12 protein-coding genes and 1 pseudogene are annotated in these 22,934 nt (G+C 71.9%); 8 read left to right on the forward strand and 5 right to left on the reverse strand.

The window, feature by feature from the left end:
• Positions 1 to 225: 225 nt before the first annotated feature.
• The 5 genes from ACSMXO_RS08080 (at position 226) to ACSMXO_RS08100 (ending at position 13,115) form a co-directional block, all read left to right on the forward strand.
• Complete coding sequence (locus ACSMXO_RS08080) at positions 226 to 6,687, forward strand: DEAD/DEAH box helicase (RefSeq protein ID WP_455417253.1); 6,462 nt, start codon at positions 226 to 228, stop codon at positions 6,685 to 6,687.
• Positions 6,688 to 6,710: 23 nt separating this feature from the next.
• Positions 6,711 to 8,972, forward strand: a complete 2,262-nt coding sequence (locus ACSMXO_RS08085; protein ID WP_455419192.1) for a UvrD-helicase domain-containing protein — start codon at positions 6,711 to 6,713, stop codon at positions 8,970 to 8,972.
• Positions 8,973 to 9,324: 352 nt separating this feature from the next.
• Entirely contained in the window at positions 9,325 to 11,664 is a 2,340-nt protein-coding gene (locus ACSMXO_RS08090) for a SulP family inorganic anion transporter (RefSeq protein ID WP_455417254.1), read from the forward strand.
• Positions 11,665 to 11,951: 287 nt separating this feature from the next.
• Positions 11,952 to 12,668, forward strand: a complete 717-nt coding sequence (locus ACSMXO_RS08095) for a carbonic anhydrase (RefSeq protein WP_346256206.1) — start codon at positions 11,952 to 11,954, stop codon at positions 12,666 to 12,668.
• Between the two features lie 42 nt (positions 12,669 to 12,710).
• Positions 12,711 to 13,115 (forward strand): HflX-like GTP-binding protein, encoded by a 405-nt coding sequence (locus ACSMXO_RS08100; protein WP_455417255.1) that lies wholly within the window; start codon positions 12,711 to 12,713, stop codon positions 13,113 to 13,115.
• A 40-nt stretch (positions 13,116 to 13,155) separates the two neighbouring features.
• Here ACSMXO_RS08100 and ACSMXO_RS08105 read toward each other — a convergent pair whose 3' ends face one another.
• Positions 13,156 to 16,101 carry a hypothetical protein gene (locus tag ACSMXO_RS08105; protein WP_455417256.1) on the reverse strand — a complete coding sequence of 982 codons (2,946 nt, stop codon included), beginning with the start codon at positions 16,099 to 16,101 and terminating at the stop codon, positions 13,156 to 13,158.
• Positions 16,102 to 16,315: 214 nt separating this feature from the next.
• On the opposite strand from ACSMXO_RS08105, the pseudogene ACSMXO_RS08110 reads away from it, so the two are divergent.
• Positions 16,316 to 16,753: pseudogene (locus ACSMXO_RS08110) on the forward strand (NAD(+) diphosphatase); the annotation flags it as partial.
• A gap of 155 nt (positions 16,754 to 16,908) precedes the next feature.
• Here the strand turns inward: ACSMXO_RS08110 and ACSMXO_RS08115 are convergent.
• Positions 16,909 to 18,906, reverse strand: a complete 1,998-nt coding sequence (locus ACSMXO_RS08115) for a M14 family metallopeptidase (protein ID WP_455417257.1) — start codon at positions 18,904 to 18,906, stop codon at positions 16,909 to 16,911.
• A 249-nt stretch (positions 18,907 to 19,155) separates the two neighbouring features.
• Between ACSMXO_RS08115 and ACSMXO_RS08120 the strand changes: the two genes are divergently transcribed.
• Entirely contained in the window at positions 19,156 to 19,389 is a 234-nt protein-coding gene (locus tag ACSMXO_RS08120) for a hypothetical protein (RefSeq protein ID WP_455417258.1), read from the forward strand.
• Here the strand turns inward: ACSMXO_RS08120 and ACSMXO_RS08125 are convergent.
• The 3 genes from ACSMXO_RS08125 to ACSMXO_RS08135 all read right to left on the reverse strand — a co-directional run bounded on the left by ACSMXO_RS08125 (position 19,378) and on the right by ACSMXO_RS08135 (position 21,910).
• Positions 19,378 to 20,127 (reverse strand): SDR family NAD(P)-dependent oxidoreductase, encoded by a 750-nt coding sequence (locus tag ACSMXO_RS08125; RefSeq protein WP_455417259.1) that lies wholly within the window; start codon positions 20,125 to 20,127, stop codon positions 19,378 to 19,380. The two genes, ACSMXO_RS08120 and ACSMXO_RS08125, sit on opposite strands and share 12 nt — an antisense overlap.
• 43 nt (positions 20,128 to 20,170) lie before the next feature.
• Entirely contained in the window at positions 20,171 to 21,001 is an 831-nt protein-coding gene (locus ACSMXO_RS08130; RefSeq protein ID WP_455417260.1) for an SDR family NAD(P)-dependent oxidoreductase, read from the reverse strand.
• Positions 21,002 to 21,439: 438 nt separating this feature from the next.
• Positions 21,440 to 21,910 carry a MarR family winged helix-turn-helix transcriptional regulator gene (locus ACSMXO_RS08135; RefSeq protein ID WP_346256211.1) on the reverse strand — a complete coding sequence of 157 codons (471 nt, stop codon included), beginning with the start codon at positions 21,908 to 21,910 and terminating at the stop codon, positions 21,440 to 21,442.
• A gap of 224 nt (positions 21,911 to 22,134) precedes the next feature.
• Here ACSMXO_RS08135 and ACSMXO_RS08140 point away from each other — a divergent pair, with 224 nt between their 5' ends.
• Positions 22,135 to 22,926 (forward strand): maleylpyruvate isomerase family mycothiol-dependent enzyme, encoded by a 792-nt coding sequence (locus ACSMXO_RS08140; RefSeq protein WP_455417261.1) that lies wholly within the window; start codon positions 22,135 to 22,137, stop codon positions 22,924 to 22,926.
• Positions 22,927 to 22,934: the final 8 nt, after the last annotated feature.

Raw genomic sequence — 22,934 nt, forward strand, 5'->3', positions numbered from 1 at the left:
CCGGATGCCACTCCAGGGGTGAGTACGGTGGGGGGCTGGAATGCTACTGACGGTGGCGTCGGGGTGACAAGGAACCCGGCCACCGCACCGAGAGTCTGCTCGGCGGGGCGACCCGGGTTGGGCCGGTCGGTAGCTGAACTGTCACCGTTCGTCCGTCTACCTTAGACACAAACACGACAGATCACGCTAGACATAGACGAGTAGCATGCCTGCGGTGAGTTGCTCATGAAGCCCACGATTGCCGCCGACACCCTTCGCAGGACGCTCACCCAGTACCTCACCACCACCTTCGGGCTGACCGACGAGCCGGTACGGCGCGGGTTGGAAGCCTTCCTCACCCACCCCGAGCAGGGCATCTTCCGGGGTCCGTACCTGAGGATCCGGACCCCGTTTCGGCCGGCGTCGGACGACTGGCGTTCCGCACTGGACTGGGCGCCGACCGGCTTCACGCCCTACCTGCACCAGGCGAAGGCGTTCCACCGGCTGTCCACACTAGGCAAAGGCGCCGAGCCGACCCTGATCACCACCGGCACCGGCTCCGGCAAGACCGAGGCGTTCCTGATCCCGCTGCTCGACCACTGCCGGCGGGCCAGACGGGAACGCGGGCCGGGCATCAAGGCGATCCTGCTCTACCCGATGAACGCACTCGCCACCGACCAGACCAAGCGACTCAACGAGCTGCTCGTCGAGAATGCCGCACTGCACCAGGTCACCGCCGGTCTCTACATCGGCGACGTGGCCGCCGTCGGATACCCGAGGGTGCTCACCAAGCGGTCCGAGATGCGGCGTACCCCGCCGGACATCCTGATCACCAACTACAAGATGCTCGACCTGCTGCTGCAACGCGCCGACGACCTGCCGCTCTGGGAGGGCGCCCAGCCGGCGTACGTCGTACTGGACGAGTTCCACACCTACGACGGCGCCCAGGGCACCGACGTGGCGATTCTGTTACGCCGGCTCGCCGCCGCGCTCGGCCTGTCCACCGAGGACCGGCCACTCGGACCGATCTGCCCGGTGGCCACCTCCGCGACGCTCGGCGAAGGCCGGGGCAGGGACGGCCGGACCGCGATCCGCGAGGTCGCCGAGCAGGTCTTCGGGGTGCCGTTCGAGCCGGACTCGCTGATCGGGGAGGACCGCTACGAGCCGGCCGAGTTCATCGCCGAACAGGATTTCAGCCTGCCGCTGCCCGATCCGGAGACCCTCGCCGCGCTCGACGGGCGCGACACCGAACGGCTCACCGACCAGGTCGCCGAGCTGGTCCTCGGCGAGGTGCCCGCCGACCCGGCCCGCCTCGGTGCGCTACTGCGCCAGCACCCGCTGACCAAGGCGGTACTCGACTCGCTCGGCCCCGACCCGCGCACCTTCGAAGAGGTCATCGAGGTGCTGCCGCGGAAGAACGCGACGGGCTGGGGCAGCGCGATGAAGACCCGGCCCGAGGTCACCGCGCAGGCGATCGCCAGGTTCGTCGGCCTGCTGGCCCGCGCCGAGAATCCGGACGCGCCGGGCCGTCCGCTGCTCAACATCGAAACCCACCTCTGGGTACGCGCGGTTTCCCGACTGCTGCGCGGGGTCGGCCCGGAAACCACCTTCGGCTGGTACGGCGAGCCGGAGCGCGACGCCGACCCGTTCGCGCCGGAGATCGACCAGGTGGTGGCGGACAGCCGGTACGAGCGGCTGCCCGCCATCTACTGCCGGCACTGCGGGCGCTCCGGCTGGGCGGCGCTCTCCCCGGAGAAGGACCCGCAGGAGCTGGAGACCGACCCGGACAAGATCTACCGTGGCTCCGTCGGCCGGGACAAGCGGCGAATCCGGGCGTTCATCGCGGCCACCGCCGACGAGATCCAGCACCGCGACCGGGGTCTGCTGGTCCTGGAGTACGGCCGCCGGGTCCGCCCGTTCGACCCCGCCCGGGACCGGGCCGGGCGGCTCGGCGACGAGTCGACGGTCGTCCTCGGCGACCTGCTCGCGCTCGACGCGGCCGAGAAGGACCGCTGCCCCTCCTGCGAACTCGACCACGGCATCCGCTACCTCGGTGCCGGCCTGGCCACCCTCGCCTCGGTCGCGATCACCCAACTCTTCACCGGCGGCGAACTGGCCGGCGCCGAACGGAAGACGCTGCTGTTCAACGACTCCGTACAGGATGCCGCGCACCGGGCCGGCTTCGTCGCCAACCGCTCGTACGCGTTCTCGCTGCGCGCCCTGCTGGCCCGCCAGCTCGAACCCGGTAGGCCGGTCGGACTGGACGAACTGATCGTCGACATGATCGGTGCCGCCGTCGAGCCGGAGATCCTCTCCACCGTCGTCCCGCCCGACCTGCACGACCAGCCCGGCGTGGACAGCCTGCTGGCCGGGGACAACCTGCGGGACCGCAAGGCGTGGACGCTCGTCGGCGAACGGCTCGCCTTCGCCGCCATCCTGGAGACCGGGCTGCGGGCCCGGCAGGGCCGGACCCTGGAGCTGACCCGTACCGTCGCGGTCGAGGTCGGGCTCGACGACCCGGCCGCGGCGGCGGCGCTGTGCCGGGACGTACACCTGACCGGGCCCGGCGCCGACGGCGGCCCGCTGCCCGACGACGCCCGCTACCTCGCCTTCCTGCGTGGCCTGTTGGAACGGCTGCGTACCCGGGGCGCGATCTACCACGAGTGGCTGGTGCCCTACCTGCGGCGCGGCGGCGCCCGCTGGCAGATCTGGGGCGGTCGGCCGGAGGGGATGCCGGCCTTTCCGCGCGGGCTCTCCGGGCCGGCCTTCCTGCTCGCCAGCCCCAAGTCGCGCTCCGAATTCGACGCGGTCACCGCCAAGGGCAACTGGTACCAGGACTGGACCAGCCGGTGCCTCGGCCTCGACGCGTCCGGGGCCGCCAGATATCTGGACCGGCTGATGCCGGCGCTGGCCACCGCCGGAATCGTCGCGGCCGGCAACACCGAGGACGGCAACCGGGCGTACGGACTGCTGCCCGGCCACGTCCGGGTGACCCTGCTCGGCGACGCCGCCGCGATCACGGCCGGGATCGGCTGCGACACCTGCCACTGGCAGCAGACCGAGCACCCGGACCGGGTCGCCGGCTGGACCGGGCAGCCGTGCCGGCAGTACCGCTGCGGTGGGCGGCTGCGGCCCGCCCTCGACGACACCGCGCCGGACGACTACTACCGGCGGCTCTATCTGGAGAGCCCGGCGTTCCGGGTGGTCACCGGCGAACACACCGGCATGCTCACCCGGGCCCAGCGGGAAACCGTCGAGGAACGATTCCGCACCGGCGACCGGTACACCGACCCGAACGTGCTCTCCTGCACCCCGACCCTGGAGATGGGCATCGACATCGGCGCCCTCTCCGCGGTGGTGCTGGCGTCGCTGCCGACCGGGCCGGCGAACTACGTCCAGCGGGCCGGCCGGGCCGGCCGGAAGAGCGGCAACGCCCTCGTACTCACCCTGGTCGGCCGCTCCGAACGGGACCGTTACTACCTCACCGAGCCGCGCGACATGATCGCTGGCCAGATCGTGCCGCCCGGATGTTTCCTCTCCGCCGTCGAGATCCTCCGCCGGCAATATCTCGCGCACCTGATCGACCTCGCCGCCCGGGGCCGGCTGCCGGGCGTACTGCCGCTGCCCCGGCGTGCCCACCTGCTGTTCGGCACCACCGGCTGGCTCGGCACGCTGGCCGACGCCGGCCAGCGGGACGGTGCCCGGCTGGTCGAGGGATTCCTCGGGCTGTTCGGCGACAAGGTCTCGGACGTCGCCGCCGAGCAGCTCCGGCACTTCGCCGACGCCGGGCTCACCGACCGGGTGAAGCGGGCCGACGCGGCCTGGGAGGACCGCCGGGGCGACCTGCAACGGCGGCTCGCCGGCATCGACGCCGTCGCGGGGACGCTGGTGAAAAGCGATCCGGACCACGCCCGCGAGCTGAAGATGCTCAAGTCGGAGGCCCGCGAGGTACGCAAGCTGCTGCACCGGATCGCCGGTGCCGCCGCACACGGCACCCTGGTCGAGTTCGGGCTGCTGCCCAACTACGCCCTGATCGACAACCGCACGCTGCTGGACGCCACCCTCACCTGGGAGGAGAAGATGCCGGACGGCAGCCGGCGGTTCCACACCGAGTTGCGCGAGTACGACCGCCCGGCCCGGCAGGCCCTGGTCGAGATCGCGCCCGGCAACGCCTACTACGTACGCGGTTACAAGCACGAGATCTCCGGGCTGGACCTCGGCCCGGCGAACCGGCCCGCATACGAGCGGTGGCGGATCTGCGCCCGGTGCGGGTACGCCCGTACGCACCTGGCACAGGAGGACACCAGCGCCTGCCCGCGCTGCGGCGACGACGGGCTGGCCGACCAGAGCCGGGTCTTCAACGTGCTGCAACCGACCCGGGTACTCACCCGGGACCGGCGCGACGACGCCCGGATCCGCGACGACAGCGACGACCGGGAGCGCCGCTTCTACGTCACCCCGATCACCGTCGACGTCGACCCGGGCCAGATCGACTCCTCCTGGCGACACACCGGAGACACCTTCGGGGTCGACTACACCCGGCACGCCATCATCCGGCACTTCAACCTCGGTGCCCAGCGGTACGACCGGGCCAGCGAACTCTTCGCCGGCGACGAGGTGCGAATCAACCCCTTCCACACCTGCGACTCCTGCGGCGGAACGACGATCGACGGCCAGCCCACGGTGAGCCAGGAGGTCGCCGCGCACCTTGCCGGGTCGGCGGTGGCGAAGGAGGCGGAACACCACCGGCCCTGGTGCCCGCACCGCCGGTCGCCGGGCACGGCCAGCCACATCCCGCTGATCCTCGCCCACGAACTGCGGACCGAGGCGCTGCGCATCCTGATCCCGGCGGTCACCGCGCTGGTGGAGGAGCGGGTCGTCTCGTTCGCTGCCGCCGTCCGGCTCGGCATCGCCGCCGAGTACGGCGGCGACCCGGCCCACCTGCGGGTGCTCTCGGCGACCATGCCGGATGCGCAGAGCGGCGGCACCCGCAACTACGTGGTCGTCTACGACACCCAGCCGCAGGGCACCGGCTACCTGCACCGACTCGCCGATCCGGACCAGTTCCGGCAGATCCTTGCGCGGGCCCGCCAGATCATCGGCAGCTGCGTCTGCCAGCACGAGGGCCGGACGGCCTGCCACCGGTGCCTGCTGCGCTACGCCCGCAACAGCGAGTTCAACCTGATGAACCGGGACGAGGCGCTGGGGATGCTGAGCCGGCTGCTCGACACCTGGGCGGTGCTGCCGGGCACCCGCACCAACGACATCTCGCTGATCCACCAGGTGGAGAGCGAGCTGGAGATGCGGTTCCTGAACAAGCTGCTGGCCTGGGCCGGCGAGCCCGGCTCCGGCGTACGCCTTGAGAAGCGTACCGACCACGACGGCGCCCGAATCGCGGATCTGCGGTTCACCGCCCCGAACGGGGTCGACGTCACGCACTGGCAGATGAAACTGCAGAACACCATCCGGGGCACCCGACCGGACGTGCACTTCCGGCGGCTCGACGCGCCGGCCCCGGAGATCGCGGTCTACCTCGACGGGTTCAAGTACCACGCGTCGCCGGAGTACAACCGGCTCGCCGACGACGCCGAGAAGCGCAACCGGCTCCGGGCCCACGACTTCTACGTCTTCGGCATCACCTGGGACGACGTCGACGGCTGGCGGAACAACGCGGACGGCACGAGCGCCATCACCTGGGAGCCGTACGGCGGGCTGGCGAAAAAACGGGCCCGGGACCTCTACCGGCAGTCCGTACCCGACGCCGACCCCGCCGACCTGGAGCGGTACGTCTGGACGAACCCGGTCGACCTGCTCCTGCGGTTTCTGGCCGAGCCCGACCCGGACCGCTGGCGGCGTCGTGCCGAGGCGGCCCTGGCCGGCCTGCTCGTGCAGGCCACCGAGAAGCCGAGCACGGCCGACTCGAGCGGCATCGGCGAACGGATCCTCGCCGCTGTGCGCGGCGAGCCCCTGCCGCCGGCCCGACCGGGCCGGATCACCCTGGTCCGGTCGGTGGATGCCGCCGACTGCCCGGTTACCGTCGTCGTCGACGGCCGGGCCGCTGACCGTGTCTGGTCGGCGTTGGCTGTCATCGACGACCGGCCGGAGGCCGTGAACGCCGGAAGCGACGAGCGGCGCGAGCGGCACCGCCGCCGCTGGGCCGGCTGGCTGGCCTGGGCGAACGTCGTCCAGTTCCTCGCGGCAGGCGGCGGCGACGGCGCCCAACTCGCCCGGACCGCCCTGGACGACTTCGATCCGGCCTCGATGGCGGTCTCCGAAGGCACCGGCCTGCGGCTCACCCAGCGGCCGATGCCGATCGACGCGGAGACGACCACCTGGCTCGGCCTCTCTCCGGAGGCGCCCCCGCCGGACGACGATCTCGCCGACGTGGATTCGCCGTGGCAGGACGTGCTGCACTACTTCAACCGGGACGAGTCCGCGCTGGAGGCGCTGGTGCAGACCCTCATCCGGCGTGGCCTGCCCGTACCGGTCGTCGGTTACGAACTCGGTGACCAGGGGTGGCCGGCCGAACTCGCATGGCCGGAACAGCGGGTCGCGGTCGTCCTGTCCGGCTCCCCGGACGATCCCGAGATCACCGATCGGGACGGCGCGTACACCGCTGCCGGTTGGCGGGTCGGTACCGCTCGGGAATGGTCGGCGGAGGAGCTGACCGACCGGCTCGTGCACGGGGATGGGGGAGGGCGTCAGTGATTGCCAAGGCCGCGACGTTGCGGATGCTGGACCGCGCCGACAAGGAGGTCATGAAGCTGTCCCGGGCCGAGATCGGCGCCGTCTACGAGTTCATGCACAAGTTCCGGCACAACCCGAACAACCCGGGCCTGCGACTCAAGCAGCTCGGCGGAAGCTCCCGACTGTGGTCCGCACGGATCAACCAGGACCATCGGGCCCTGCTGTTGCACATCGTCGACCAGGACTACCTGCTCGTCGCGGTCCGGCACCGCAGGGACGTCTACGAGAACCTCGACCGGTACTCGTACCGGATCAACCGGGTGACCGGCGGGATCGAGGTGATCGATCTGGAGCCGGTGGGCGACAGCATCGTCGGTCGGGTGGTGTCGGCCGACTCGTCCGTGGCCGTACCGGAGAGCGGGCCCGACGTGGTCGAGCCGGGCGGGCCAGCCGTCTCGACCGGATCGGGCGGCCCGGCGGCCGACGGCCTGCCGGTCGAGCCCGCCCCGACAGCGGCGCCGCTGTTCGAGCGGTTCACCGACGCGCAACTCGTCGAACTGGGGGTCGCCGAGCCGCTGCTGCCGCAGATCCGCGACCTGACCAGCGAGACCGGGCTGCTGGAGCTGAGTGAACGGGCTCCCCAGCTCACCGCCGACGTGCTGCTGTCGTTGCACGACGGCAAACCGTACGACGAGGTGCTCACCCACATCACCGAGCCGGTCCGGGCCGGTGAGGCGGTCGACCCCGACGACTACCGGACGGCGGTGGAGCGGCCGGCCACCCAGGTCTCGTCGGACGACGAGGCTCTGCAGGCAATGCTCGCCGAGTCCTTCGACCGGTGGCAGATCTTCCTGCATCCCACCCAACGCAGGCTGGTCGAAAAGTCGTACCGGGGGCCGACCCGGGTCGGGGGTGGTCCGGGTACCGGTAAGACCATCGTCGCGCTGCACCGGGTAGCCCACCTGGTCCGGAGACTGCCTCCAGGGGTGGACAAGCCGATCCTGCTGACCACCTTCAACCGCAACCTCGCGGCGGACCTCCGTACCCGGTTGATCGCGTTGGGCGGGCAGGAACTGGTGTCCCGGGTGGACATCGTCAACATCGACCGGCTGGCCAGCCGGGTCGTCGCCGAGGCGAAGGCCGGAGCGGGCAAGCGGATCGTCGACGACAACAAGGTGCCCGAACTTTGGCAGAACTTCCTGCTGGAGACCGAGGAGGACTCCGGCTGGGACCCGGAATTCCTGGCCGCCGAATGGACCCAGGTCATCCTGGGCCAGGTGCTCGGTTCCCGGGCCGAGTACTTCAGCGCCCGCCGACCCGGCCGGGGCCGCACGCTCAGTCGTGCCGAACGGGACCAGGTCTGGCAGCTCACCGAGCGGTTCACCAAGTGGCTCGACGACCAGGGCAAGTGGACCTGGCGGCAGGTGGCCGAACGGGCGGCCCGGCTGGAGATGGACCGGGCCGCGCGCAGCGAGGGCCTGCCCCCGGAGGACTCAGGTGGATTCCTGCGGCACCGCTACCGGCACATCGTGGTGGACGAGGCGCAGGACCTGAGTGCCGCGCACTGGAAGATGCTGCGTGCCATGGTCGCGTCCGGACCGGACGACCTGTTCCTGGCCGGCGACACCCACCAGCGCATCTACGACAATCACGTCACGCTCGGCAGCCTCGGCGTCAACATTCGCGGCCGGTCCGCCCGGCTGACCCTGAGCTACCGCACCACCCGGCAGATCCTCGCCGCAGCCCTGGAGATCATGAGCGGCGAGACGTACGACGATCTCGACGGTGGCGCGGAGAACCTCGCCGGCTACCGTTCGCTGCTTCGGGGCGGGGTGCCGACGTTCCGAGGCGCCGGGTCGTGGCATCAGGAACGCGAACTGGTCGTCGGGCAGCTGGCGGCGTGGGGAACTCCGGTCGATGGTTCGGTGGCGATCGCCGTGCCCACTCGGGAGCTGGCCGGCGAGGTCGCCGCGCGGCTGGAGGCCGACGGGATACCCGCGGTGGAGATCGGTCCCGACGGGCCGAAGCGACCCGACGGCGTACACATCGGCACGATGCACCGGTTCAAGGGACTCGAATATCAACGAATCATCATCGCCGGAGTCAGCGACGGACTGGTCCCCCGGCAGATGATCAGCCGGTACCGGGACACTGATCCAAAGCGCTACCAGCGGGAACGGCAGCGTGACCGTTCCCTGCTCTTCGTCGCCGCCACTCGGGCCCGTGACGAGTTGGCCGTCTTCTGGCACGGTAAGCCGAGCCCGTTTCTCACCAGTCGGTTGGTGCAGCCGCGTCCGGTCGAATAGCCGCTGGTCGACGTACCCGCGATCCCGATCTGGGTCAGTCCTCGGGATATCGACCTGGAGCATCTGCATCCGAAGTGAGCGGAGGCGGCCGACCGGTCGCGGCGACGGGCCGACTCTGGTTTCCGGGTCGGCCCCTCGCGATTTGTGGATGCGGGACAGTCCGGCGGTGGTGCCCGTGTCGATTCTCAAACCGGGAAAGTGATTAATCGTCACTATAGGGATTCATTCGAATCTAAAGCTAGAATCCTGACGAACAGCGACGTTCCCCTCTTAGGCCAATTATCGGAAACGCAGTCGTGTCCGGACCGGCAACGACCTCCGCCGTTCGTGTGGCGGAGCCGGAGGAGGAACCATGTCGCCCACGATGTTCGGCCTGGCCGAGACATCGCACCGGCTCCGCTCCTGGGCCTGCGGAAGCCTGCGGTACGACCTGCCGGCCTCGCTCGTCGTCTTCCTGGTCGCGGTGCCGCTGTCGCTGGGCATCGCGGCCGCCTCCAACGCCCCGGTGGCCGCCGGACTGATCGCGGCCGTGGTCGGCGGAGTGGTCGCCGGCCTGCTCGGCGGGGCGCCGCTCCAGGTCACCGGCCCGGCGGCCGGACTGACCGTGGTCGTCGCGGAGCTGGTGAGCCGGTTCGGCTGGGCAGCCACCTGCGCGATCACCGCTGCGGCCGGGCTGTTGCAGGTCGCGTTCGGGTTGTGCCGGATCGCCCGGACCGCGCTCGCCCTCTCGCCCGCGATCGTGCACGGCATGCTCGCCGGGATCGGTGTCACGATCGTGCTCGGGCAACTGCACGTGCTACTCGGCGGCGAACCCGGCACCACACCGCTGCGCAACCTGATCGACCTGCCGGCCCAACTGGCGACCCGGCACGACCACGCGGCGCTGATCGGGCTCACGGTGATCGGGCTGCTGGTGCTCTGGCCCCGGCTGCCGAGACCGGTCCGCCGGATACCCGGCCCGCTCGTCGCGGTCACCCTGGCCACCCTCGCGGCCGTGGTCTGGAACGACGTTGACCTGGCCCGGGTGGAGATGCCGGGGTCGCTGCTGGCCGCCGTACACCTGCCGGCGCTGCCCGATCGGGACTGGTCGGCCGTTGCCGCCGCGGTACTCACCGTCGCCGTGATCGCCAGCGTGGAGAGCCTGCTCTCCGCCACCGCCGTCGACCGGCTGGCCGCCGACCGGGCCGCCCGGGACGGCCGCCGTACCACCCCGACCAATCTGGACCGGGAGATGATCGGCCAGGGCCTGGCGAACGGCTTCTCCGGCCTGCTCGGCGGGCTGCCTGTGACCGGCGTCATCGTGCGCAGCTCCACCAACGTCAACGCGGGGGCCCGGACCCGGGGCTCCGCGGTCCTGCACGGGGTGTGGGTGCTGCTCTTCGCGGTCCTGCTGGTCGTACTCGTCGAGCGGATCCCGATGGCCGCGCTGGCCGGGCTCCTCGTCGTGGTCGGCCTGCAACTGGTGAAGATCTCCGACATCCAGCGGGTACGTCGGCACCGCGAACTGACCGTCTACGTCGTCACCGCCCTCGGCGTGGTGGTATTCAACCTGCTGGAGGGGGTCCTGATCGGACTCGTTCTGGCGGTCGTGCTGATCCTCCGCCGGGTGGTCTGGGCCACGGTGCACGCCGAGCGGGTACGCGCCTGTCCGGCGGGCCGCGAGCACTGGTCCGTGCACGTCGAGGGGACGCTCAGCTTTCTCGCCATCCCGCGGCTGGCCATGGTCCTCGGGCGGGTGCCGCCGGGCAGCACCGTCGACCTGGAACTGGTCACCGACTTCCTCGACCACGCGGCCTTCGACCACCTCGACTGGTGGGTACGACAGCACGAGAGCACCGGCGGGCGGGTACACCTCGACGAGGTGGGCCCGGCTGCCCTGCGCGGCGACCACCCCCGGCCGTCCCGGCGGATCCACGCCCTGGTGCCGCCACGCTGGTTTTCGCCCTGGTCGAGTTGGCAGGCCCGGCACCCGGACGGGGCGGGCGAGCCGAACCGCGCCGACCAGCCCGGCTCGGCGCTGGCCGCGCTCCGGCCGCTGCACGTCGGGGTACGCGAGTACCACCGCCGTTCGGCCGCCCGGCTGCTGCCGTTCCTCATCGAGATGGGCGGCGGGCACAAGCCGCACAGCCTCTTTCTGACCTGCGCCGACGCCCGGATCGTGCCCAACGTGATCACCAGCAGCGGGCCGGGTGACCTCTTCACGGTGCGCAACATCGGCAACCTCGTCCCCACCGACCACACGGCGGAATCCTCGGTGGCGGCCGCCGTCTCGTACGCCGTCGAGGTGCTCTGCGTGCCGGCGCTGCTGGTCTGCGGGCACTCCGGGTGCGGGGCCATGCAAGGGCTGCTCGGCGGGCGTGACGAGGAGGAGAGCCACGTCGGGCGCTGGTTGCGGTGGGGGCGGCCGAGCCGGGCGGCGTGGCGGGCGGGACATCCGGTCGGGCTGGCCGCCGCCCGGGACGGCCGTGCCGAGGTCGACCAGTTGGCGATGGTGAACGTCGCCCGCCAGGTGGCGGTGCTCCGGGAGTTCCTCGCCGCCCGTGGCGTCGAGCCGGGGAAGGTGTCGGTGCAGGGGCTGTTCTTCGACATCCCGACCGGCCTGCTGCTGGTCCTCGACGAGCAGCGGCAGCGGTTCACCTCGCCGCCGGACCAGGAGTTGGAGATCAGCGGCACGGGTTTCGTCCGACCCTAGGGCGGCTCGGCACTGGGGCCAGTGAGGACCTCCTCCGGGTCTGGGGCTTCGGCAGGGTAGTGCCACGGCAGTGGCGTCCGCAAGGGACTCCGGCCTGATTCCCACCGACCGGTGAACCTTTTTCAACCTGGACCGCGCGGCGCTCACGCACCGCGTCCGACCTTGCGGTCCGCCGGGCCGCAAGGGGAGGTTGAAAAAGGTTCAGTGTGGAGGGCGCCGGACAAGTGGCGCAGGCAACTCCCGACGGTCATTCAGGTTCGGCGTAGGGCGGCGTACGTTCACGGCTTGTGAAGATTTTTCCAGAAAAGTCGACCCTCTCCCGACGTTCGCTGCTGGCCGCCGGTGGACTGACCGCCGTCGGTTCCGTCGCCCTCGCCGGGCCGGCCGCCGCGCAGCCCCCCGGCGACGCACCCGTCGACAACCCCCGGGCCGCCATCGCCCGGCTGCTGGACGGCAACCGTCGCTTCGTCCAGGGCCGGGGGCGGCATCCGCACCAGTCCCCCCGGCACATCCGGGATCTCGCCGACGGGCAGGACCCGTTCGCGATCGTCGTCGGCTGCGCCGACTCGCGGGTACCCCCGGAGGTCCTCTTCGACCAGGGCCTCGGTGACCTGTTCGACAACCGGGTCGCCGGCAACATCGTCGACACCATCATGCTCGGCAGCATCGAGTACGCCGTCGAGCACTTCGCCCCGCCGGTGCTGCTGGTCCTCGGCCACGAGCGGTGTGGTGCGGTCTCCGCCGCCGTCGAGACGATCGAGAGCGGTGGTACCGCCCCGGGCGCGATCCAGGCGATCGTCGAGGCGCTGCGCCCGGTCGTCGAGCCGCTGCTCGGTGGGCCGGGCGACGTGGTGGAGGCGGCGGTCCGGGCCAACGTACTGGCCCAGGCACGGCACCTCGCCGAGGCCAGCGAGATCATCGGCGAGAAGGTGCACGCCGGTGAGCTGGCGATCGTCGGAGCCCGGTACGACCTGGACAGCGGCCGGGTCACGCTGGTCGACTGAAAACCCGTACCGGTCGACCGGGCGGCCTGCGATCCTGGGCGGGTGGCGCCGATCCGCACCGCCGTACTCGTGGGACTCTTCTCGGCGAAGGTCCGCGATCACCAGGACCAGTTCGACGCCCTCGAAGCCCGGCTCGGCGCGCTCGGCGTGCGGGTGTGCGGACGCTTCCTCCAGCGCCGGGGCGTCTCCGACGGCGGCGTACGGCTGCTGACGGCGCCACTGTCCCGCAGGTTCCTGATCCGGTCCGGAAAGCTGGCGCAGGTCGCCGAGGTGTGTGAGACGGACCACGTCGACGTGGTGGTGTTCGTCAACGACCTGACCGGTTACCAGCGTGCCTCTCTGTCGGTGCGGCTCGGGCGTCCGGTACTCACCCGGGCCGACGTGACGCGGTCAGGGCAGTCCCTGGTCCTGGCCGGCAAACGGCATCGGCGCCCACGCCGCCACTGACGGCGGCGCGGGGGCCGCGCGGCGACCGCTCGGACCCGGACTATCGGTGCGGGCCGTTGGCCCGGGACCAGAGCGGGACCCAGCCGCCGTCGGTCAGCCACGACGAGGGCAGCAGCAGCCCGTGCGCGGCGATCCGGTCCCAGAACCCGTCGGGTACGCCGCCCAACTCGATCGCGTCGGGCCAGCCGGACTGCCAGCCCTCGTCCCGGAGCGACGACTGCGGATAGCCCGGCACCCGCACGCGGCGACGCGGCACCACGACGGTCACGTCCGGAGTGGACGGCAGGGCGTGCGGGTTCCCGGTGGGCGGGCCGCCCCAGGAGGTCACCGCCAGCGCGGCTGCCCGGAGCAGCCCGAGGTGCGGCCGGGCCCGTACCGCGTCGGCCAGCTCGGCGGCGTCCTGCCTTAGCAGGGTGCCCAGGGCACCGCGCAGCCGCAGCGCGACCAGGTCGGCGGTACGGGCGACGGCGACCTGTCCGACCCGGGCCAGCGGCCGGAGCGAGCCGGGCAGCGGCGCGTCCACCAGCAGCGGGGCCAGCCGGTCCAGTGTGGGCGGTACCGGGGCGCCGGGGCGGGACGGGGCCAGGGCCCGCACCGCACGGGCCAGTGGGCGGTGCCCGCTCGCCTGCCACAGCGCGACCAGACCGGGTCCGGCCGGGTCGGCCAGGGTGAGCCGACAGGCCCGGGCGACGGCGGCCGGGGTGGCCCGGCGCAGCGCGGTGAGCGCGTCGTGCGGGTCGGACGCCGGTGCCGCCGGTGCGCCGGCCAACCAGGTCGCCAGGACCGCCAGCGTCTCGACCGCCCGCACGGCTTCCGGCTCGGCGACCGTCGCCGCCGCCAGTTCGTCCAGGCGGTGACCGAGGTCACGCAGCACCCGTACGGCGGGTCGGGTCCGGGCGGCCCGGGCTGGCCGGTCGGAGGCGGTCTCGTCGTGCGGGCCCGCCCGGCGCGGCCGCGGGATCGCGCGCTCGGGCGGGGGGACGGCGCGGAGCCAGCTGGCGGTCCGGCGCAGCAGCACCGGATCGGGATCCTCGTTGAAGCGGGCCCGGATCTCTTCGAGCCGCCAGCCGCGCGCGCTCGGCCGCAGCTCGGCGTTGACCAGGATGCGGCCGTCCGGCGCGCGGAGGGCGATCAGCGCACTCCGGCCCCGGGTCGCGTCCTCGACGTAGTGCGGACCGGCGATGCAGTTGCCCATGTAGTGGGACCAGTCCGCCAACTGCCGGGCCGTCCGGGCCAGCTCGATCCGGGCGTCGGTGCCGGGCAGCACCGTACCGTCGAAGTGCTCGACCGGGGCCGGCACGGCGAAGGCGGCGGTCAGCGCGGTGGCGATGGTGGCGTCGTCGACCAGCCCGGCGACCAGTTCCGGCCAGCTCCGGCAGCGGGGCGGCACCTTCGCACCGAGGTCCACCAACTGTGCGGCGCCGGCCACGGCGAGCGGGATGGACTGCGACCGGGGCACCAGGGGCTCGTCCGGCGGTGCCGGATCGGTGTCGGCGGTCGGGCCGTGCCGGTGCGGGGAGATCACGGCGTGCGGGTGGCCGTTGAGCTGGGCGAGCGCGTCGGCGAGTTCGGCGTACCAGAGCAGGTCGCCGATGGTCTCGACCTCGGCCACCGGGCGGTGCGGTGCGGCGCGCAGCCGGTCGGCCAGCGCTGGGAGGGGCGGCGGCTCCGCACCGAGGATCGGCTGCTGGTCCCAGCGCTCGGCCCGGCCCGGCGACAGGTAACCCACCCGGTCCCGCCAGTCGGCCAGCGGCCGGCCGGCCCATCCGGCGAGCTGTTCCCGCAGCGAGACCGAGTCTTCGCCGACGAGCGAGCCGACGAGGTCGTCGACGGCCGCCAGCACCACCCGGCCGTAGTCGCCGGCCCGGGCCAGCCGCTGCCCGAGGTAGCTCGCCGCCCGGGAGTCGAGCGGGTCGCCGGGGCGGCTCCGGGCGAGAATGTCCCGCAGGTACGACCCGGGGCGGGCCGGCAGGCCGGTGAGGCCGGGCGTCCGGCGGGCCGACAGCGACGCCTCGGGCCGGGACAGTTCGGCAGCCGCCACCTCGATCTCGTGCCGGTGTCCGGCCAGGGCGGCGTCGAGGCCGCGGTCGACCGCAGCGACCGCGACCCGGGCCAGCACCGTCGCCGCCAGCGCGTCCCGGAGCACCCGGGTTGCCCGGGTCAGCCAGTATCCGGCCGACGGCTGCCACAGCGCGGCCCGCAGCACCGTCGGCTCGGGCCCCAACTCCCGGCGCAGCCGCAGGGTCAGCTCCTCCTCCTCGTACCGCCGGTAACGCGCGGTCAGGTCGGCGGTGCGATCCTGCCGGCCCTGCGAGGCGCGCAGCCGCTCCCGGCGGAGCCGGGTCGAACCGTCGGCGCAGACCCGCTGCCACAGGTCGGTCAGCAGGACGAGGCGGCGTGGCCGGGGCACCTCCCGGAGTACCCGGGTGAGCTGCCCGCCCACCACCGAAGGCAGCCCGACCGGGAACGGGTCGACCCCGTCCGGTGCCCGCAGTTCCAGTACCCGGACGAGATGTTCCGGCCCGAGTACGTCGCTCGCCGCGACCGCGAAACGCAGCACCGGCCACCGACCCTCGTCGAGTACGGCCTGCGCGGCGGCGCCGAGCGGCTTCGTCGCGTCCGGGCCGAAGAGCGCGACGAGTACCGCCCGCCGGTCGCCGAGCCGTCCGGCCAGCCCCGGCACCATGAGGGCGGCGAGTACGGCGTCCCGCCGGTCTCCGGCGGCACCCTCGGCGCGGGCCGAGTGGAACCCGTATCCGAGGTCGACGCCGGCTCCGGCGGCCAGCGGGCCACCGGCGGCGAGCAGCCGGGTGAGTTCCGCGATCGCCCGGTCGGCGGCCTCCGGCCCGGCCGAGCGGGGTCCGAGCACGACCGGACTGCCGGGGACGGCTTCCCCGTCCGGGTCGACGGCCCGACCCCGTGGACCGGGGGCCCAGATCCGCCGGTCCGGTCCGGGCACCACTCCGCCCGACAGCCGCAACGTCACGAGTTCATGATGCTGCCGCTGTCCACCCCATTTGCCGGTCCCGGATGACGCCCGATCGGGCATACCATGCGGTGGTGCCGCTGATCATGTCGTACTTTCCGCAGGTCAGGACCGATCCGACTGCGCGCCGGCCTGGCGGCGCCGGATGCTGAGCCCAGGCGTCGTCACCGCGTACGCGGGCGGGGGCCTGGACCGCGCGGCCGGGCTGCGGCGGGATCCCGACGGGTTGCGCCGGCTGTTCGCCAGTGATCGGGCCGAGGTGGTTCCGCTGTGGCGGGACCGCTGCCTGCTGGCCCGGCACGCCGGTGCGGGCGAGGACTCGTTCGCGCTGCTCGCCGGCTTCCTGGAGGTCGGCGAGAGCCTGGAGGACGCGGTCCGCCGGGAGCTGGCCGAGGAGGCCGGGATCGCCGTCGACTCGGTGCGCTATGTCGCCTCCCAGCCGTGGCCGTTCCCGGCCGGCCTGATGGTGGGCTTCTTCGCCACGGCCCGGGACGAGGTCACCACGGTGGACGGCGAGGAGCTGCTGGAGACCCGGTGGTTCAGCCGGGCGGACCTGCGGCACCGGCGGGTGGTACGCGGCCGGCTCGGCAACCCGGACTCGATCGACCGGCTGCTGCTGGAAGCCTGGCTCGACGGCGACCCGGATCACTGAACCTCTTTCCACCTCCCCTCGCGGTCCGTCGTGACCGCAAGTGGAAGTCGGGGCTCACCCGCCGCGCGGCTCAGGGGGAAAGGTTCACCCGTAGCCCCGGGACGCGGGTGTCCCCGCCCCGCGGGGTCGCGCGGGGCGGGGACGACGTGCACCGGTCAGCGCAGCCGTGCCGGTGCGGAGTCGAGCCCGCCCCGGACGCTGACCGCCCGTACCGTGACCGACTCGGCCTCGGTCTTGCTGACCCGCAGCGTCACCCGTTGCTTCTTCCCGCCGTCCAGGAAGAACTGCGGAGCCTCGCCGACCAGCCGCGCGCCCTGCACCTCGACGGTGTCCGGAGCCACGATCTTGACTTCCTTCGCCTGCTCCAGCGCGGTGGGGATCCGGCCGGTGTTGGTGACGGTGGCGGTGATCTCGTGCGTCGCGCCGTCGCTCTGCCCGTCCCGGAGCGTGCGCACACCGACCTGGGAGAGCGCCACCCGCGGCAGCGACTCGGTCAGGTAGATGTTGAACCGGGCCTGGTTCGCCGCCCACTGCCCGATCAGGTCCGGCGAGGGGTTCTGCGCCCAGAACTTCGGGTTGATCCCGCCGACCTCGACCGCGCCGAGCAACGGGTGCTGAATCTTCGTCCAGGGCAGGAAGCAGTTGGTCCGCCGGTTCTCGGCGCACCACCGCGACCGCTCCCAGTCGGCGAACCGCTGGTCTTTGTCGTAGTCGACGAAGTCGCCGCCGTTCCAGATCTCGTCGCCGTACCAGACGGCGCCGTACTGGAAGTAGCCGAAGTCCGGGCCGTGCCCGAAGAGCGGCTCCGGGTCGCCGCCGTTGCGGGTGGCGTAGTCGATGTAGACGCTGCCGGAGTACCGGTAGCCGGTGAAACCGACGCCGGCCCGGTCGAAGTGCTCGTAGAGCTTGCGGTCGCCGGCATACATGCACTCGACCGGGTCGCAGGTCGACGGGCCGCGCAGGTGCATCGGCACCCGGGTGTCCATGCTGTTCACCGCGCCGATGTTGGTGTGCGACATCAGCCAGGTGTAGACGTGCCGGGTCTCCGGCTCCGACAGCGGGTACTCGCCGGCGCCGACCTGGGTGAGGTTCCGGCCGGTCTCGTCGTAGCCGGGCATGACGTGCCAGTTGTACGGGTAGTTCCGGTGCAGGTCGAGGCCGCCGACGCCGTCCTCGTTGTCCCGGCCGTCGGCGTCGTTGTCGACCCCCTCGGAGAACATCAGGTAGTCGCCGTTGCCGGCCCCGACGCTGCGCATCACGACCTTGGCCGGATCCCGGTCGTCGACCACGTGGCTGCCCTTGCCGGCGCCCACGTACTGCCGTAGCTGACTGAGGTAGCCGTCGCCGTTGAGGTCCTCGCCGGGGTCCTCGTCGAGCTTGCCGTCGGCGTCGTTGTCGGTCGGCCGGACCGACGAGCGGTTGGTCTGGGCGGTGTAGAGGTAGAGGTTGTGCCCGTCCGGGTTGTTGACCGGCCGGATGTAGACGGTCTTCTCGTCGAGGATCCGGTCCACCTGCCGGTCCCGGCCGGCCCGGCTGATCAGGTGGTGCGCCAGCCAGAGCGAGCTCTCGGCCGAGGAGACCTCGCCGGAGTGCCGGTTGCCCTCGAAGAACGCGGCCGGCTTGTCGGTGTCCTTGCCGGTCGACTTGTCGGTGATGGTGAGCTGATAGATCGGCTCGCCGCTGAAGCTCTCGCCGACGATGTAGAGGTCGACGATGTCCGGCCGCTGGTGCGCCCACTTCTTCAGCCACCACTCGATCTCGATCCCGGTGTGGAAGTGGTCGAAGTCCAGCTGGCCCGGCTTCTTCGGCTGCACCTGCGGATACCGTACGACGGCGAAGGTGCTCTCGCCGTCCCGCTCGCCGGCGACGGTGATGGTCGGGGTGGTCGGGGTGACGCTGCCGGGGAACGGTCCCGGGTCCACCGCCGGCTGCAACCCGATCGTGTACGTCGGCGCCGCCGACAGTTCGGCGTCGTCGAGCGCGACCGGACCGTCGGTGCCCCACAGGGGCGTACTCGCCAGCACGACGGCGGCGCCCGCCAGCAGGGTCACCAGCTTCGAGGTCGGCCGCCGGACGGTTCGGGGTACGGGCGGCGGGATCGGCTCGCCGGCAGCGGGTTGGTCGGGTGAGGGTCGGGTGATCTCGGAGCCCACGGTAGATCTCCTGTCGTCACTTCGGTGACGGCCCTGCCGGGTCGGCAGGGGTAGTCACTTCCCGTGTCGGGGGCGCCACCCAACGTGTACTCACTGGTGATCATGCTAATCGAGGTGTGTGCCGGTGTAAATATCCCGTGCTCATGGCGGCGGTGACCGGCTGGGTCGGCGCGGCGCCGAACACCAGGGGGTCTGCGAGGCGGTCACGACATCTTCCTGGACGACAGCGTCAAGATCGCGGACGACTCGGTGAAGGCGATCGAGAAGCAGTTCGGCGTGGCGGATCAAGAGAAGCAGCTCCAGACCGCGCTCACCGGGCTCGCCGGCCAGGTGGAGGCCGAGGCCGCCAAGGCGATCGACCCGAAGGTCAAGGCACCGGTCCAGCCGCCTGACCGGCCGCTGGACCGGTGGCACCGCCCGTGCCGTGCCACCGGCCCACGCCGTACCGCCCGGACCTGGCGGCGTTCCTGCCTACCGGGGTAGACCCTGGTAGTCGGCCTGGCCGGCGATCTGTCCACCGTCGCCGGCGACCTCGCTGCCGGTGACGAACCGGGAATCGTCGCTGGCGAAGAAGAGCACGATCCCGGCGATGTCGTCCGGCTCGCCCACCCGGCCGAGCGCGATGTTGGCGGTGTCGAAGGTGACGCCGGCGGTCATCGGCGTGTTGATCTGACCGGGGTGCACGGCGTTCACCCGGATCCCGTACCCGCCCAGTTCCAGCGCGGCGGTCTTGGTCAGACCACGGACCGCCCACTTGGAGACGACGTACCCCGACATCCTCGGCACCCCCTGGAGGGCGCCGACGGAACCGATGTTGACGATCGAACCGCCGCCGGCTCGTTTCATCGCCGGAACCACGGCCTGGATGCCGTTGAAGACACCGATCAGGTTCACGTCCAGGGTGCGTTGCAGCCGCGCGGCGTCCCACTGCTCCAGCGGAGCCGGGTCTGCGATGCCCGCGTTGTTGACCAGGATGTCGACCGAGCCGAACCGCTGCTCGGTCCGTTCGACGACCCGGGCCCACTCCTCCGCGGACCGCACGTCGAGCTTCTCGGCGGCGGCGGTGGGGCCCAGTTCGTCGGCGAGGGCCCTGGCCGCCGTGACGGCTACATCGGCGATGACCACGTTCGCGCCCTCGGCGACGAGCCGCCGGACGGCCGCGCCGCCCATGCCCATCGCGCCACCGGTGACCACCGCTGTCTTTCCCGTTACTCGCCCCATCGCGAGCTCCTTTCTCACCCCGCACCATCCGGTGCGGGTGGTCTCACTCGGCGAAGTCGGTGCCTCGGATGACGGACTCCCAGGCGGCTCGTTCGTCCTGCGTCTGCTTGGCCGCGGCGTTGAGCCGGTCCAGGGTCTCGTTGCCCAGCGGCAACCGCAGCGGCGTGTGCTCGTCGGCCAGGGCGGTCAGGATCGCGGCGGCGATCTTCACCGGATCACCCGGCTCCCGGCCGCCGACCTCGTCGACGTGTTCGCGTAGCTTGCGCACCGTGCCGTCGTACGCGGGCAGATGCGCGGACTCGCTGATGGCGGCACCGGCGAAGTTGGTGCGCATCGGTCCGGGCTGCGGGATCAGCACTTTGATGCCCAGCGGGCCGACCTCCTCGGCGAGTGCCACCGAGAAGCCCTCCAGGGCGAACTTGCCCGCCGAGTACGCCGACATCCCGGGCACCGACATCTGTCCGCCGAGGCTGCTGACCTGCACGATCGCGCCGCTGCCCCGGTTGCGCATGTGCGGCAGGACCGCCCTGGTCAGGGCGGCCGGACCGAAGAAGATCAACTCCATGAGGCTGCGGAGTTCGATTTCCGTGGTTTCCTCGACCGCACCGATGTGGCCCCGGCCGGCGGTGTTGACGAGTACGTCGATCCGCCCGTACCGGGCGACGACCTCGGTCACGACCGAGTCGATCCGGGCCGGGTCGGTCACGTCCAGTTCCACCGCACGAGCCCGGTCCGGGTACGCGGCGACGACTTCCCCCGCTCCCGCCGTACGGCGATCGGTCAGTACGACCGTGTCTCCGGCGGCGAGCGCCGCTCGGGAGATCTCCCTGCCGAGGCCGGAGCCGGCTCCGGTGACCAGCCAGACGCGTTCCATGGTGACGGTTCCCTTCGATGCGGACCTGTCGCGGTGCGGTCGGTGTTCGATGGCGTGGCGTCGGGTGGTCCCGGGGTTCTCCCGGAGGCGCTCCGACGCCGGCAAGCGTAGTCAACGCAAGGTGACGCGTCACCCTTCCGTGAGAGGTGACACATCACCCTGCAAAACCGGGGTGGACCGCAGGTTGATCTAGTTCAGGATCTGCTGCCGGTGCGGAGGGCTCGGGAGGACTGTTCCGCCCGTCACTTCACCTGCGCATTGTCAGCTATTCCCCGGTGTCGGTGAGGCGGGCGCGTCCTCCCCTTCGATGGGCCGGTGAATCTCGACGTCCGGTGGAGGATCGATTCGAGTGCCGATGAGCTGGGCGAGGGGGGTTGACGAGTCACCCTTAGACGCGGGTGGGTGGAGGAGTCGCCTCAGTGGATGCGGCTTCGCGGTTCATTCGTCGAAGGGGTCGTCCTTCAGGTTCTCCAGCACGGTTTCCGAGATGGCGGCCAGTGTGTCGAGCTGGCGAGGGCTGAGCACGTCGATGAAGAACTCGCGTACGTAGCGGAGGTGCAGCCGGCTGGCCTTCTCGATCACCGAGCGCCCCTCCTCGGTCAGGGCCACGTGGTTGCCACGGCTGTCCTCGGCGCAACTGCGCCGCTCGACCAACCCGCGCGAGATCATCCGCGAGATCTGGTGGGTGAGCCGCGTCTTCTCCCACCTGAGGACTTCCCGCAACTCGAAGACCCGCAGCGGACCATGCGGCGACTGGTGCAGGGCGCTCAGGACGGCGAAGTCCGGCAGGGAGATGCCGGCCTCCCGGAGCAACTGCCGGTTCATGTGGCGCCGGACGTCCTCCTGCATCGTCAGGAAGCCGTACCAGGCGCGTCGCTCGCGCTCGTTCAGCCACTCGGGCTCAGTCACTCCCGCAACGCTACCGGCAGGGTGACCCCGCCCAGGAGCTGACGGCAGCCGGGTCACCTGCCGCGTCGAGCCGTGCCGGGCCGGCGGGCCGGGTGTGCTGCCCGGTCGGTCCGCCCGGTGGGTCGGGCCGTAGGGCGGCGCCCGGCCGGGGCCAGCGGGCATGATGGGCGGGTCGCGCCGGCCGATCCGGAGCCGGCGACGGACAACCCGGGAGACAGGAAGACATGGCCACTACTGCCGACACGACCATCGCCGCCCTCCGCTCGGGCCACGACGAACTCGCGGCACTGGTCCGCGATCTCGGCCCGTCCGACCTGACCCGGCCGTCCGGGGCCAGCGAGTGGCAGGTGTCGCAGGTGCTCAGCCATCTCGGCAGCGGCGCCGAGATCAACGAGGCCACCCTCGATGTGGCGCTGGGCAGCCGCCCCGCACTGGAGGCGGACTTCAACAAGCAGGTCTGGGCCCGGTGGGACGCGAAGACCCCGATCGAGCATGCCGAGGGCTTTCTGGAGGCCAACCGCCGGCTCGTCGAGCGGTACGAGTCGCTGGACGCGGCCACCCGGTCCAGCGTGCGGATCGACCTCGGTTTCCTGCCCGAGCCGGTCGATCTGGCGACCGCGGCCGGGATGCGGCTCAGCGAGTTCGCCCTGCACGAGTGGGACGTGGAGGTTGCCTTCAACCGGTACGCGACGGTGGCACCGGAGGCGGTGCCGCTGCTGCTCGACCGGCTCGACGGCCTGCTCGGCTGGATCGGCCGGCCGGACGCGGTCGGTGACCGGCCGGTGGAACTGGGGCTGCGGCTGACCGACCCGGACCGGTCCCTGGGGCTGCGGCTGACCGACCGGGTCGAGCTGGTGGAACGGCCGGAGCAGCCGGCCGGCGAGATCAGCGGACCGGCCGAGGCGTTCCTGCGGTTGGCCGCCGGCCGGCTGTCGCCCGAGCACACGCCCGACACGCTGACCGTGACCGGCAGGCTCGGCCTGGACGACCTGCGCCGGGTCTTCCCCGGCTACTGACCGGCACA

It is taken from the genome of Plantactinospora sp. DSM 117369 (assembly GCF_053764795.1).

Coding starts and splice junctions, on each gene's coding strand:
- ACSMXO_RS08130 (WP_455417260.1), bottom strand. CDS start 21,001: ATGGAACGCGTCTGGCTGGTCACCGGAGCCGGCTCCGGCCTCGGCAGG.
- ACSMXO_RS08080 (WP_455417253.1), top strand. CDS start 226: ATGAAGCCCACGATTGCCGCCGACACCCTTCGCAGGACGCTCACCCAG.
- ACSMXO_RS08090 (WP_455417254.1), top strand. CDS start 9,325: ATGTCGCCCACGATGTTCGGCCTGGCCGAGACATCGCACCGGCTCCGC.
- ACSMXO_RS08140 (WP_455417261.1), top strand. CDS start 22,135: ATGGCCACTACTGCCGACACGACCATCGCCGCCCTCCGCTCGGGCCAC.
- ACSMXO_RS08125 (WP_455417259.1), bottom strand. CDS start 20,127: ATGGGGCGAGTAACGGGAAAGACAGCGGTGGTCACCGGTGGCGCGATG.
- ACSMXO_RS08085 (WP_455419192.1), top strand. CDS start 6,711: ATGCTGGACCGCGCCGACAAGGAGGTCATGAAGCTGTCCCGGGCCGAG.